This is a genomic window from Pseudomonas sp. R2-7-07 (assembly GCF_003852355.1).
Lineage (GTDB): Bacteria > Pseudomonadota > Gammaproteobacteria > Pseudomonadales > Pseudomonadaceae > Aquipseudomonas.
This window is the reverse complement of sequence record NZ_CP027759.1, coordinates 4,648,137-4,662,504: the sequence shown is the minus strand read 5'-3', so window position 1 is coordinate 4,662,504 and position 14,368 is coordinate 4,648,137. Positions and strand designations below refer to the sequence as shown.

Sequence of the window (14,368 nt, the reverse complement as noted above, 5' to 3'; positions counted from 1 at the left end):
TTGGCCGACATGGCCAGCGTTGAGTCACTGAAAAACCTGGCCGAGGCCAGGTTTTTTATTGTCTGTCAGATGGGCAGCCGGCTTTGCAGGCTCATGCCCATGTTAGTGAGCGCACTGGACAGCTTTTCCAGCGTTGGGAAGTGCACGTTATGGACGGCAGCCCAGGCCGGCCGGTCGATGTAGACGCTGCCATCGGCCAGCCGATTGATGGGTGTGCTGACGATGCCCCTGTCTCTGCTGTGGTGTAGCAGGGTGTAGTTGCCCTGGCTTTCATCTATCAGGTACATGCCCTTGCGAAACAACAGCCGATGGTTTTGCTGCACAGTGCGCCGCACCAGAGGCGCCTCTACTTGTACTCGCAGGTCGGCATGGAAAGTGTCGAAGCTATCGCCGGTGCTTTCAGGCAGGGGCGCATTGTCGCGATCCATGGCGACGCCGGGATCCAGGCGTACATCGTGACCTTGCCCAGGCAGCACCTCTTCGATACGCAGCCCGATGCCGCCTTCCAGCTCACTGAGGCCGGCGAATCCATTGAAGGTGTTGATGTTTCTCGCGCCCGTCAGTACCAGCCACTTACCGCCACCGTTCAGGGCTCTATCGGTTTGGATAAGGGTGTGGGCGAGGTAATTGCTCGTGACTTGTTCTGACAGGTCGGCGACAGGGTTGGGGTATTTGTAATGGGCTGCGCAGTCGATTGCCTGCACGCGTATGCCGTTGTCCCTGGCTGCCTTGACCAGTTCCAGTTCGTTGAATTGCCCGGACGGGTCAGTGCCCAATTGGCTCAGATGATTTTCCAGGTCCTCGGACATAACCCCGGTGCGGAAGTAGAGGTTCAAATCATCCTGGGCGAAGTCATTGAGCAGGCGGCGCATGTACAGGGTTTTGACGCCCTTGCGTGCAAAGAGTGGCATTTTTTCGATGACCAGGCGGGTGCTGGCGACACGATCGAGGGTTTCGCCGATGACGTATCCGGGTATCTCGTCGGGCAGGCGCTCGAGGGCTTCATCAAGGGTGGCGGTGGGTTCAAAGGCAGGAATATTCGGGCGAGCCGGTAACCGGGTCCAGGGCAGTTCGTTGTAGAAGTCTTGCGCCAATTGCAGCAGTTTGCGGTGGGTTGCGCCGTAATAGTGAGTGAAACGGTCGATGCGGCCGAAACGGCTTTGAACGTGAGTTTCATTGAGCCCCATTGCCCAGCGTTTTACTTCCGGGCGGGTCGATGGCGGGGTATCGAATGGCGTGGTGACCCTGTGCACGTCGCTGGGTGACTGAGCCACAGGTTGCGAAGGTGGTGGGGTAGGCGAGGGGGGCGTTTTCTTTGCGGCTTTGCTGGAGTTGCCGCCACCGCCTTTCAGGCCTTTGGCGCCGGGTACCCGCTCCCATTCGTTGAACTCATTCAGGCGCACCGCCAGCGTGCCGGAAAAGCCATGGGGGTTGTTCGGGTCGACGATGGCCCAGTAACCACGGCCATTGGGATCGCCTTCATAACGTACGTAATAGGCCTGATCGTCCAGCAGGATGGCGTGCTGGGGCATGCCTTCTGTGGACCTGAGGGAATAAATCTGCTGAAACTTTCCGGGGGCGGTATTCAGGGTTTCGCCTTCCAGTATCAGGTTGGTCTGGTAGGCGGCGGGTACCGTAGGTTCGGGTATCGGCGGTGGCGCAGGGCGTTCTGTGGGAAGCGTGGTTTCAGCCGCCAGGGTTTCGGTCGCTTCGGCGATATCCGGCATGACCCCGTCGGCTTTCAGCAGCGCCAGGTTGAATAGGGTGTCGATGGCGCTGAGTATCGCGCCCAGCGCCCCGGCGCGGCGTTCGGCGAGGGTTTTACCGTTGATGGCCTGGTCGATATTCAGGCCGAGATTCGCCACGCTGGCCCCCACGACCACCAAGGCCACCGGCCAGCCCGCCACCGCCATCGGGCCGAAGGTTTTGCCAAAGGCATTCAGGTAACCGATCCACAGTTTCTTGCGCAGGTCGCCATTGCTGCGCAGCGAGAAGTCCGCATCGTTGTGCATGCGTGCCTGGCTCGATTGTGCCAGCCAGGTAAACGCATCGCCTTCAATCGTCTGGTCGGTCTGGTTGATCAGATGGTGATTCCAGGTGCCCCAGTCGATAAACAGCTGGTCGAGTTGGTGGTACAGGCCCTTGTCCACCCAGTCCGGCGGCAGGGTACCCGTCAGAGCCTGGGCGGTGCGATAGATCAATACGGGGGTGAGCAGCATCTGCTTCCACGTCACGGCGTCGGTGTCGTCCTGCTGGACTTGGGCTGACAGCGGGAAGTGGGCCATGAACCGGGCGCGGTTGTCCGGATGATTGGTCTGGTTCAGCAGCCAGAAATGCAGGTCGGCGGGTGTCTCGCAACAATGGAAAGCCTGGGCGTCGCCGGGGACGTAGAGGATTTGCCGGCCGTCGTGGTCGACGATACGCAGGATGTCCGTGGCGATATGCCCACCGATATCCAGCGCCGCCACACGCAGCCCATCCATCGTAGGTGACTCGGCGTGCAGATTGGACAGGGTCGGGGGCCAGGGCAAGTTGCTGGCCAAGGCCTGGAGGACCGTTTGCAGCTGGGGCTCGGTGAGGTGCCCGGCCTGGCGGGCTTGCAGCGCCTGGGCCAGGCAGTTGACCTTGGCCAGGGTACGGAAGTCGTCGAAGTGGGCGCTCCAGAAGTCCTCCATGCGGGTGGTGTAGCGATCACAGAAGTTGATCGCCCAGAAATCGTCGAGCACTGTTCGGGCCGATAGCCGCACTTCGTTGTGGTGATCGAACAGCCGCGCCTCGGGCCCGTCGAGATAGAAGCCACCGTCGCCGTCGAGCAGGTCGGCATTGTCCTGGTCATGCACATTGAAGCGGTGAATGACCAACTGCGTCAGCGTCATCGACTCCTGCTGTTTTTCGTTATGGCTCCAACCGGTATAAGTCGCCGGGTCACTGTAGCCGCCGCTGAAGCGGTGCCAGTACACATGATCGGGGTCCAGCTCCGCCAGGCCATGTTTGGCGAGAATCTCACGGGCGGTTTCGATGGCCATCGTCTGCATATTCGGGTAGGCATCCAGCACCACGGGAGCCAGGGCCTTGAGTTGTTGCTGGGCGGCGGGGGATGTGTCGGTAAGCGGCATGCTGCTCTCCTTGAGGGGGGAGAGCCGAGCATGCCAAGCGCTTCAGAAGGGCGGCGGGTAGATAATTATCGCCTGGCGATATCGCAGAAGTAGAACTTATCCAGGGTGTGTCGTGATTCGGTGTACTCGAACTGCCGGCCATCCTGCAAAAACGTCTGGTTACTCACCACGATCACATGGCTTTGGCCATCGAGGTCTAAATGTGCCTGGTCGTCCTTGCTGCGAGGCACGGCTTCGATGGCCGTTGGCGTCGTGGCTCTGTAGGAGCGAGCTTGCTCGCGAAAAAACTGAGAGCGCCGCGTTAAACCAGTATTGCTGCGTAATCGTTAACGCGAGCAAGCTCGCTTCTACAGAAAGCCAAACCAATATTTTTATTGATCATTCTCACACGCTGCCTGGGAACGATCATCAGAGCTGCGGGGTGTCTTCCGGCGGCTTGGTTTTATCTACGCCCGGCACATGCAGGTTGCCTTCCACCACCTGATTCCCCTCCAACTGCGGCTGGGTCACCCAGGTCAGGATGTCGTAGTAGCGCCGGATGTTCGCCACAAAATGCACCGGTTCGCCGCCCCTGGCATAACCGTAGCGCGTCTTGCTGTACCACTGCTTCTGCGACAGGCGCGGCAGCATTTTCTTCACGTCCAGCCACTTGTTCGGGTTCAGGCCTTCCTTTTTCGCCAGCAGTCGCGCGTCGTCCAGGTGGCCGGTGCCGACGTTGTAGGCGGCGAGGGCAAACCAGGTGCGGTCGGGCTCGGCGATCTTGTCGTCCAGTTCGTCCTTGATCTTGGCCAGGTACTTGGCGCCGCCCATGATGCTTTGCCTGGCATCCAGGCGGTTGGACACGCCCATCGCCTGGGCGGTGTTCTGGGTCAGCATCATCAAGCCGCGCACGCCGGTCTTGGAGGTGACCGCCGGTTGCCACAGCGATTCCTGATAGCCGATGGCCGCCAATAGTCGCCAGTCGACCTTTTCTTCCTTGGCGTAGGCGCGAAAGTGCTTCTCGTACTTGGGCAGGCGCTGCTGCAGATGCTGGGCGAAGGTATAGGCGCCGACGTAGCCAAGTACATCGACGTGCCCGTAATAGCGATCTTTCAGACGCTGGAGGGTGCCGTTCTTCTCGACCTTGTCCAAGTAACTATTGATTTCGTTGAGCAGGCTGTTGTCTTCACCGGCGGCCACGGCCCAGCTCTGGTTGCTGGCGTTGCCCAGGTCGAACGCCACCCGCACGTTGGGGAAGTACACCTGGTTCATGGCGACTTCGTTGGAGTCCACCAGGGTCAGGTCGATTTGCCCTTCGTCGACCATGCGCAGCAGGTCGACCACCTCGACGGCGTCGGACTCTTCGTATTCGATGGCAGGGTTCTGCTTTTTCAGCGCCGCCAACTGCTCGGCGTGGGTGCTGCCCTTGAGCACCATGATCTTCTTGCCGACCAGGTCCGCCGCATTGGTGGGCCGCGATTGGCCGTTGCGGTAGATGATCTGCGGCGTGACTTCGAGGTACGGGTGAGAGAAGCGCACCTGTTGCTGGCGCTGTTCGCTGCTGACCAGGCCGGCGGCGGCCAGCACCGGGCCGTTGGGCTTGCCCAGCTGACCGAACAGGTCATCGAGATTGTCGGCGGTTTCGATTTTAAGCGTAACGCCCAGGTCATCGGCAAAGCGCTTGACCAGCTCGTATTCGAAACCGGTTTCACCGTTGCGGTCCTGGAAATACGTCGCCGGGCTGTTCCGGGTAACCACCCGCAATACGCCATCCTCCTTGATTCGCTCGAGCGTGCTGGGTTTATCAACACAGGCGCTGAGCATCAGGAAGAGTCCGGTGGCGATGAGCCATTTGGCGCATCGCGGGCGCAAAACAGTTGGGGAGAACATCTGCGCAGTATACGCAAACGGCCCACGGCGCCATATCTCGACAGCGGTGGACTTGTCTGCTAGCGCCGCCAAAACTGTGCTGCACCCCGCAGAAACGTGGCTTGGCGCCCGATTGTGACGGTTAAAATATCTGCGCCCGATGCCGGGGAACACCCCAGGGCCCCGTGCAAACCGTGCCAACTGACGTTCGGCAGCGGCCAACGGTAGCGTTTCGGGTGCCGTTGGCGAAGGTTTACGCTAGAATGCACGGCCTCAAAGCACACCCCTTCCCGAGGCTGTCCCGAAGATGTTGATCCTGCGCGGCGCTCCTGCCCTTTCTGCCTTTCGCCACAGCAAACTCCTCAAGCAACTGAGCCAGAAGGTTCCAGCTGTTACAGGCTTGTATGCTGAATTTGCTCACTTCGCCGACGTAGCCGGCGTCTTGACCGCCGACGAACAGCAAGTGCTCGCACGCCTTCTGAAGTACGGCCCCAGCGTTCCGGTTCAAGAGCCGACCGGCCGCTTGTTCCTGGTTCTGCCAAGGTTCGGCACCATCTCGCCCTGGTCGAGCAAGGCCAGCGACATCGCCCGTAACTGCGGCCTTTCGAGCATCCAGCGCCTGGAGCGTGGTATCGCGTTCTACGTTGCCGGGCAGTTCAGCGATGCCGAGGCCGAGCTGATCGCCAGCAGCCTGCACGACCGCATGACCCAGATCATCGTCAGCCAGCTGGAACAGGCTGCCGGCCTGTTCAGCCACGCCGAACCCAAGCCGCTGACCGCGATTGACGTACTGGGCGGTGGCCGCGCCGCCCTCGAGAAGGCCAACACCGAATTGGGCCTGGCCCTGGCCGAAGACGAGATCGACTACCTGGTCAACGCTTTCATCGGCTTGAAGCGCAACCCGCACGACATCGAGCTGATGATGTTTGCGCAGGCCAACTCCGAGCATTGCCGTCACAAGATCTTCAACGCCAGTTGGGACATTGATGGCGAAAGCCAGGAAAAAAGCCTGTTCGGCATGATCAAGAACACCTACGTGATGCACAGCGAAGGGGTTCTGTCGGCTTATAAGGACAACGCCTCGGTGATCGTCGGCTCCGTCGCCGGCCGCTTCTTCCCGGACCCTGAAACCCGCCAGTACGGCGCGGTGCAGGAACCGGTGCACATCCTGATGAAGGTCGAGACCCACAACCACCCGACCGCGATTGCCCCGTTCCCCGGCGCAGCCACCGGTTCCGGCGGCGAGATCCGCGACGAAGGCGCTACCGGCCGTGGCGCCAAGCCCAAGGCGGGCCTCACCGGTTTCACCGTGTCCAACCTGCAGATCCCAGGCTTCGAACAGCCGTGGGAAGTGCCGTACGGCAAGCCCGAGCGCATCGTCACCGCGCTGGACATCATGATCGAAGGCCCGCTCGGCGGCGCCGCGTTCAACAACGAATTCGGGCGTCCGGCACTGACCGGCTATTTCCGTACCTTCGAGCAGTCCATCACCACCCCGCGTGGCGACGAAGTGCGCGGCTACCACAAGCCGATCATGTTGGCCGGCGGCATGGGCAACATCCGTGAAGAACACGTCAAGAAAGGCGAAATCCTGGTCGGCTCCAAGCTGATCGTGCTCGGCGGCCCGGCGATGCTGATCGGCCTGGGCGGCGGCGCGGCTTCCTCCATGGCCACCGGCACCAGCTCGGCCGACCTCGACTTCGCCTCGGTACAGCGCGAAAACCCGGAGATGGAGCGTCGCTGCCAGGAAGTCATCGACCGTTGCTGGCAATTGGGTGACAAGAACCCGATCAGCTTCATCCACGACGTCGGTGCCGGTGGCTTGTCCAACGCGTTCCCGGAACTGGTCAACGATGGCGAGCGCGGTGGCCGTTTCGAACTGCGCAACATTCCAAACGACGAGCCGGGCATGGCCCCGCACGAAATCTGGAGCAACGAATCCCAGGAACGTTACGTGCTGGCGGTCGGCCCTGAAGACTTTGCGCGCTTCCAGGCCATCTGCGAGCGCGAGCGCTGCCCGTTTGCCGTGGTCGGCGAAGCCACTGCCGAGCCACAACTGACGGTGACCGACAGCCACTTCGGCAACAGCCCGGTGGACATGCCGCTGGAAGTGCTGCTGGGCAAAGCCCCGCGCATGCACCGTTCGGCGGTACGTGAAGCCGAGCTGGGCGATGATTTCGACCCAAGCACCCTGGAACTGGCCGACAGCATCGAACGCGTGCTGCACCACCCGGCCGTGGCGAGCAAAAGCTTCCTGATCACCATCGGCGACCGCACCATCACCGGCCTGGTGGCCCGTGACCAAATGGTCGGCCCGTGGCAGGTACCGGTGGCCGACGTTGCCGTCACCGCCACCAGCTTCGACGTCTACACCGGTGAAGCCATGGCCATGGGCGAACGCACGCCGCTGGCCCTGCTGGACGCGCCGGCGTCGGGCCGCATGGCCATCGGCGAAACCCTCACCAACATTGCGGCCTCGCGCATCGGCAAGCTGTCCGACATCAAGCTGTCGGCCAACTGGATGTCCGCAGCCGGCCACCCCGGTGAAGACGCGCGTCTGTACGACACCGTCAAGGCCGTCGGCATGGAGCTGTGCCCTGAGCTGGGGATCACCATTCCGGTGGGCAAGGACTCCATGTCCATGGCCACTCGCTGGAATGAAGACGGCACCGACAAGAGCGTCACCTCGCCGCTGTCGCTGATCGTTACCGGGTTCGCACCGGTCACCGATATTCGCCAGACCCTGACCCCGCAACTGCGCATGGACAAGGGCACCACCGACCTGATCCTGATCGACCTGGGCCGTGGCCAGAACCGCATGGGCGCCTCGATCCTGGCGCAGACCCACGGCAAGCTCGGCAAGCACGCGCCGGACGTCGACGACGCTGAAGACCTGAAAGCCTTCTTCGCCGTGATCCAGGGCCTCAATGCCGACGGCCACCTGCTGGCTTACCACGACCGTTCCGACGGCGGCTTGCTGACCAGCGTGGTCGAGATGGCGTTTGCCGGTCACTGCGGCCTGAACATCGTGCTCGACAGCGTTGCCGAGGATGCTGCCGAAATCAACGGCATCCTGTTCAACGAAGAGCTGGGTGCGGTGATCCAGGTGCGTCAGGACGCGACTCCAGACGTTCTGGCACAGTTCAGCGCCGCTGGCTTGGCTGAGTGCGTGGCGGTGATCGGTCAGCCGATCAACAACGGCGAAGTGAATATCTCGTTCAACGGTGACACGGTCTTTACCGGCCAGCGCCGCCTGCTGCAACGCCAGTGGTCCGAGACCAGCTACCAGATCCAGCGCCTGCGCGACAACGCCGACTGCGCCGAGCAGGAATTCGACGTGATCCTGGAAGAAGACAACCCGGGCCTGAGCACCATGCTCAGCTTCGACGTCAACCAGGACATCTCCGCGCCCTACATCAAGAAAGGCATTCGCCCACAGGTTGCCGTGCTGCGTGAGCAGGGCGTCAACGGCCAGGTGGAAATGGCGGCGGCGTTCGACCGTGCCGGCTTCAATGCGATCGACGTGCACATGAGCGACATCCTCGCCGGCCGCGTTGACCTCAATGAGTTCAAAGGTCTGGTGGCCTGCGGTGGTTTCTCCTACGGCGACGTGTTGGGTGCCGGTGAAGGCTGGGCCAAGTCGGCCCTGTTCAACAGCCGTGCCCGCGATGCGTTCCAGGGCTTCTTCGAGCGCAACGACAGCTTCACCCTGGGTGTGTGCAACGGTTGCCAGATGATGTCCAACCTCAGCGAACTGATCCCGGGCAGCGAGTTCTGGCCGCACTTTGTGCGTAACCGTTCCGAGCAGTTCGAAGCCCGTGTCGCTATGGTGCAGGTGCAGGAATCCAACTCGATCTTCCTGCAAGGCATGGCCGGTTCGCGCATGCCGATCGCCATCGCCCACGGTGAAGGCCATGCCGAGTTCGCCAGCGAAGAAGCCCTGCTCGAAGCCGACCTGTCCGGCACCGTGGCCCTGCGTTTCGTCGACAACCACGGCAAGGTCACCGAGAACTACCCGGCCAACCCGAACGGCTCGCCGCGCGGGATCACCGGCCTCACCAGCCGCGACGGCCGCGTGACCATCATGATGCCGCACCCGGAGCGCGTATTCCGCGCCGTGCAGAACTCGTGGCGCCCGGAAGAGTGGAACGAAGACGGCGCCTGGATGCGCATGTTCCGCAACGCCCGCGTTTGGGTGAACTAAGGCGGTGTACAAGCTTGCCTTCTTTGTTCCCGACAGCCACGTGGAGACGGTGAAAACCGCCGTCTTCGCCGCCGGCGGCGGGCGCATCGGCACCTACGACAGCTGCGCCTGGCAGGTGCTGGGCCGCGGCCAGTTCCGGCCAATGGACGGCAGCCAGCCGTTTATCGGTCAGGTCGGGCAGGTTGAAGTGGTCCAGGAATGGAAAGTTGAATTGGTAGTGGCGGATGAGTTGATCGTGGCGGTAGTGGCCGCGTTGAAGCTCAACCATCCCTATGAAACACCCGCGTATGAGGTGTGGCAGTTGGCGGATTTTTGATCCGGTAGCTGTAAAAACAAAAAACCACTGGCCTGATTGGCCAGTGGTTTTTTATTAGGCGTCATTTACCAATAGTCCTTCCTCCCGTGGCGCTTGATTGAACGAGTGACGCTCAGAAACAGCGGTTCGGCCAGCCTGGGGCTGATACGGCTGTAGTAGATTGGGAGAATATTCTCCTTCGGTTGTACGGCCAGGCTAGCAAAGCTCAGGTAGCGCTGTTCCGGCAATTTCAGATGGGCGGCGTTGAACTGAGGGTTGGCGGTATCAGCCGCTGAATAGTGGAAGTGAGCATAGGCCAGCACCTGTCGGTTTTTTTTATGAATCACATACTCTTGCAGGTAGTCGTTTTCTGACTTGAGTTTGACCCGTCCTTCTATAAGGGAAATGTCGATTTCCCCTTGAGCCTTCAAGTATTCAATCCCCGCTTCGTTGGGTAGATTGCGCTCGATGATGGCAACTCGAAGCAATCGACCTTGCTCCCGCAGGCCGGTGGCATCCTGGGTCAGCTTATCGACCAGCTGTTCGTCGGCCGCTTTTTTTCTTGCTGGATCTTGCGCCCAGATGTCACGAATTTTCCCTGCCACCTCATCCATTGCATCGGCCAGGCGAGCCAGGTGTGCCTCGGTACTGTTCGGTGTTTTGGATTTCAGTGATTCTTTTTGCTCTCGACTTATCGTGGAGGGGCCCTTGGACAGCAAATCTCTTGCGTCAGCCAGCAGTTTTTTCAGCGACCGAGCGGGTCTGAAGGACGGTTTTTTGGGCTCGATATTCTCCTCCCACTCCTCCGTCGTAGCGTTCTTGCGAAAACTGATCACCGGCTGGTTATCGACAGGTCCGATAACATCCATGATTTCTACGTCCAACTCCGGGGTGCGCTCGCGCTCCTGGCCGACCCAGACCCGCTGTTTACGGTCACGTATCACTCGCTTGCCTGGGCTCAGGCTCGGAGTTGGTGTCGGTTGCCGTTCAGGGATGTGCGATTGCTCACTGATGGCTAAGGCCAGATCCTGTTCCGCCATCTGCCTTACTTTGTCGATCTGGCGCCAGAGCCCCATTAAATGCCCAGGGTCTATCAGTCCCGATTGGGCCTGCTTATAGTAAATCAGCCAGGACTGGGTATCCGTGTACTCATGAATGAGTTTTTCAAGCCCGCTAATCCGTAGCTCAGGCGAGACGAGGCCAGGGGCTTGCACGTACTTTTGCGACGCGGTGGCCAGCATCACGCTGTCGCATAACTGCTTGAGGTGCACAAAATCATCAAACTCTTCGGGCAGCGGTGGTCGCCTCAAAATCAGGCTCTTGTACACGTCCAATTGTGCGAACATCCAGTCAAGCGGTGCTGCCTGTACTGGATCCTGTGCCAACGTGCTGCGTGACAGATCAAAACCGGGGACGGACATCAGCTGCTGCAGGTTGTTTTTTTCCAGCGTGCTCAACTCAATCAGTCGGTCGTTAAAACCCGCAACCTTGCCCAGGTAGTCCTGTATGTTTTTATGAGCCGCCTGGGCGGTGCCCTCGTCGGTCTCATCGAGTTGTTCCAGCCACTGATTCTGAACCGCTTTCGACGGAGCAGCGTCGTGGCGCTCCTGAATGACTACAGCCATTTGATGCCGCAGGTTGTCTACCAGGGCTTCCTGTTGCTGTATCAGTTCCTGCTCGAACCCGGGGAGGGGCTGGTTGTGGTTTTTTGCGTACAGCAGATCCAACTTCTCGAATTGAAAACGCATCTGTTCCTCGAGCTTGCTGACGAGGCTCGCCCTGATTGCCGGCCGTTGCTGTATGGAAAGCGCGGGGTTTTCATCGAGTGTGGAGGCTATCTGCACGGCCCGTTCAGCCGTCATCAACCGGGCTGTCACATCGTGGTATCTGTTTTGCAGCTCTTGATTGTAGTGCTGGATTTGCGCTCGCCGGGCCGCCACTGTTTTTTTCGGCCCAGCGCCGCGCAAGCGCATCTGCAAATCAATGGTCCACACCCCCCTGTTATTGCGCCTGATCCAAGGGCCCCAGCGTCCCGGTTGTTTGAGGTCGACCACTCGTAAATGCCCCTCGAACTTCTTGACGGCGTACAGTGCCCCTTGAAGGACTGCGAGATGATGCGGTTCTGCTCCGGTAACGGGTCTGCTGACCAGACCTCTCAGTGGCCCGGTTCTTTCAACGTTTTTGAGAATGTCCGGTGACTGTTCACCCGCAGCCGGTCGCCACTTGAAGGTTTCCAATGCTGTTTTCAGCCTCCCCGTCGGTTGACCGGATGGATCGGACCAGGACAAATTCATCTCTGTTATGTCTGCATGCAGACGCTGCCACGCAAATGCCGATGGAGTTTTTTTCTGATGCACGGGCGGACTGAAGTCGCTTTCTATAAGTCTGGGCCTGATGGGCATTTTTGCGGGATTCACCGCCAGGCGCTCGTCCAGCGTCAGTGCATGATTCAGCAGCAACGCCGACATACTGGAGAGCAGCTCTGCCAGTGCATCGGCCCGGGCTGTTGGATCAGCCTCTTGCGGTAATCTCACGTACGTGTGCAGGCTGCTCAGCAATGTGTACAGCCATCCAGCCGTCGCCACCGGGCCCCTTATCAGCGGTAAAAAGGCGCCGAACACCTGCCATAGATCATTCTTGAAGAGTGTCCAGCGCAACGCTTCATTGGAGGTCGACTGTTTTTCCGCGCGCTGCCACAGGCTCCTGGCGTTTTCATCAAATACGCTGGCCAGGAAATCCCCCGACACGGGTGTATCACTGAGCAATACCGGGCTGGGGGTAAATAGCGGCTCATGTTCATCGCCTTGCAGAAAGCGCTGGGTGTGGGGCTGCATAAACCCGCCGTTACGGAACAACGCTCGATCTTGCTCGGAGAAGCTCTCCAATACCGCCCCTTGTAAAGTGCTATCGCCTTGAGCAATTGCCTGGAGCAGTGCTTCCCGGCTGGGAAATTGGCGCAGGGCTTCAGTGTGGCCAGGGCGATAGAGAATATGCGGCAGCGTGCTGTTGTCACGGGGGCCAATCACAAACATATTGCCGGCCCTGTGTGCAGCACTTCCCTCGTAGGTCAGGAATGCCAGGGGGCGCGCGACGATGGCTTCGCCGTCGACCTGACGCTGTGCCGGTTCATCCGCCAGCAGCGCCCGGACTACCTGAAAGCCGGAAAACGTGACGCCTTGCCGCTTGCTGAGGCAATACTCCAGCGCCTGCAAGGGCAACTGGACGGTCATTTGGTCGATAAACAACCGCCGGCGCCGACCGGACTCGACCGCGTTCATAATCAAGCGGTCCTTGAGGAGTGCCGGATAGTGCCGGCCTACATTGACGGTTTCGATCAGTTTCTTGAGGTAGGTCGGCTTGAGCCACCAATCGGGCACGTAACCGGGTTCTGCCTGATTACTGATCTCTACACGGGCATAGGGCGTAGCGAAAGGGTTTTCCAGCGCAGATTGCGTCAGGGTCAGAACAGTTTGCTGCGTCCAGCCCACCGTCCCACCCTGGGTTCGGGTAAAGGTCAGCCGGTAGTCGCCCGGGTTAATGAGTACTTCCTGTGGATAATCCAGCGCCATCTGGCGTTGCAGGGCCTTGCGGGCATACACATCAATCGGGTCAAGCCCATCCATGAATCCGGCCCCGGCTGTGCGTTGTTGCACCTGAGTCAGTCGGGAAAGCAACTGACCATAGGTGAGGCGATCAGCGATCGAGGCGGTCTGCAACCAGAGAGGTAGTTGCTCCTCATTGATCAACGGGGTGTTGCGGTCGGGATCGAACCAGGCCAGTGGGTCGGTGAGGTCCTTGAACAGTTGCTCATAGTCGGCGATTTCGGCGTATTGCGACCAGTCAATGCGGGCCAAGTCCCTGAGTTGCTTTTCCAGCAGGCTTTGCGCCAGGTAATCGAAGGGGTTGCTATCAATCTCCTTGAGGACCCACTGGATCGACAGCCCCGGGGTGTACTCGCTCATATAGCGGGGTAACAAGGCGCCCACATCCGCCAACTGATCGAGTTTCAACAGCTGAATGGGCGGAATGTAGACGAGGACAACCTCCTGCTGGTTTACCTGTCGGCGCAGTACCAGCAGGGGAGGCCACTGGCCGGGTTGCCCTTCACTGGCGGCATACACCTGATAGAACCGCAGCCCGTTACTGTCCCACGTAGTTCCTGTGCGGTTTGCCTGACGTGTGACGTACGCCTCGTCCCCCAACAGCATCTCCCGCTCCAACGCGTTTAACGGCGGATTCTGCCGTGCCCGCTGTAAACCCAAGTGCAGATGATTGCTTACGGCCCGCCAGCGTGTCAGTGAGGCATTCGCGGGCACTGCAGCGTTCCAATACGCTACCAAATGGGAAGTAAACGCCTTTCCCAACTCGGGTGCCAAGGTGTTGAGCATGAGTTCGATGTCATCAATCGACACGGCTTCGGTCCCCGTCGTTGACACCGGTCGCGAGGTTGTCGAACTGGCTAGCAAACGATGGTGCCCAGGCGTGTAATTCAACGGCTCTCGACTCATGCAGCGCCGAATCAGGGCATCACTCAAGGTTTGAAGTTGACTGAAGCCTGGTCCCGCGCCCTCCCGTTGCACCCCCACCCACAGGTCGCTCGCTTGTAACGAGTTGCCCATCGCCCAGTCCTTGATCCACTCCTGGAGCAATGACTGAGCCACCGCCGTCAGCCGCGGTCGGGCGGCAAATAATGGTGATAGATAGTCGCGTGATGCGTGGGCCTGTTGAATCGCTGGAGAGAGTTCTAACGTAGTGCGCATGCCAATCTTCCCTGTTGGTTGATGCGTCTAACGTAGACGGGCGGATAGCGCATCGAGCGGTAGATAGATGCTCGGCAAAGGCGCAGATGGCGGATATTTGTAGGGTCGATGTTGCCGACGATTGCTCTCCAAACAGCGGAGAGCA

The 14,368-nt window shown here is 60.0% G+C and carries 5 protein-coding genes and 1 pseudogene; 2 read left to right on the top strand and 4 right to left on the bottom strand.

Annotated elements, in window-relative coordinates; genetic code table 11:
- Nucleotides 1-65: 65 nt before the first annotated feature.
- The 3 genes and pseudogenes from C4J86_RS21350 to mltF all read right to left on the bottom strand — a co-directional run bounded on the left by C4J86_RS21350 (nucleotide 66) and on the right by mltF (nucleotide 4,985).
- Complete coding sequence (locus C4J86_RS21350) at nucleotides 66-3,116, bottom strand: membrane-targeted effector domain-containing toxin (RefSeq protein WP_124371757.1); 3,051 nt, start codon at nucleotides 3,114-3,116, stop codon at nucleotides 66-68.
- Between the two features lie 65 nt (nucleotides 3,117-3,181).
- Nucleotides 3,182-3,355: pseudogene (locus tag C4J86_RS21345) on the bottom strand (UTRA domain-containing protein); the annotation flags it as partial.
- Between the two features lie 169 nt (nucleotides 3,356-3,524).
- On the bottom strand, nucleotides 3,525-4,985 hold the full coding sequence (gene mltF, locus C4J86_RS21340; protein WP_124369020.1) for a membrane-bound lytic murein transglycosylase MltF: 1,461 nt from the start codon (nucleotides 4,983-4,985) through the stop codon (nucleotides 3,525-3,527).
- A gap of 286 nt (nucleotides 4,986-5,271) precedes the next feature.
- On the opposite strand from mltF, the gene purL reads away from it, so the two are divergent.
- The gene (gene purL, locus C4J86_RS21335) at nucleotides 5,272-9,168 is read left to right on the top strand and encodes a phosphoribosylformylglycinamidine synthase (RefSeq protein WP_124371756.1); all 3,897 of its coding nucleotides are present in this window, start codon (nucleotides 5,272-5,274) and stop codon (nucleotides 9,166-9,168) included.
- A 4-nt stretch (nucleotides 9,169-9,172) separates the two neighbouring features.
- Complete coding sequence (locus C4J86_RS21330; protein ID WP_124368244.1) at nucleotides 9,173-9,484, top strand: YqfO family protein; 312 nt, start codon at nucleotides 9,173-9,175, stop codon at nucleotides 9,482-9,484.
- A gap of 65 nt (nucleotides 9,485-9,549) precedes the next feature.
- On the opposite strand, the gene C4J86_RS21325 is transcribed toward C4J86_RS21330, so the two are convergent.
- Nucleotides 9,550-14,223, bottom strand: a complete 4,674-nt coding sequence (locus C4J86_RS21325; protein WP_124371755.1) for a dermonecrotic toxin domain-containing protein — start codon at nucleotides 14,221-14,223, stop codon at nucleotides 9,550-9,552.
- Between the last annotated feature and the right edge of the window lie 145 nt (nucleotides 14,224-14,368).

Coding starts and splice junctions, on each gene's coding strand:
- C4J86_RS21350 (WP_124371757.1), bottom strand. CDS start 3,116: ATGCCGCTTACCGACACATCCCCCGCCGCCCAGCAACAACTCAAGGCC.
- mltF (WP_124369020.1), bottom strand. CDS start 4,985: ATGTTCTCCCCAACTGTTTTGCGCCCGCGATGCGCCAAATGGCTCATC.
- purL (WP_124371756.1), top strand. CDS start 5,272: ATGTTGATCCTGCGCGGCGCTCCTGCCCTTTCTGCCTTTCGCCACAGC.
- C4J86_RS21325 (WP_124371755.1), bottom strand. CDS start 14,223: ATGCGCACTACGTTAGAACTCTCTCCAGCGATTCAACAGGCCCACGCA.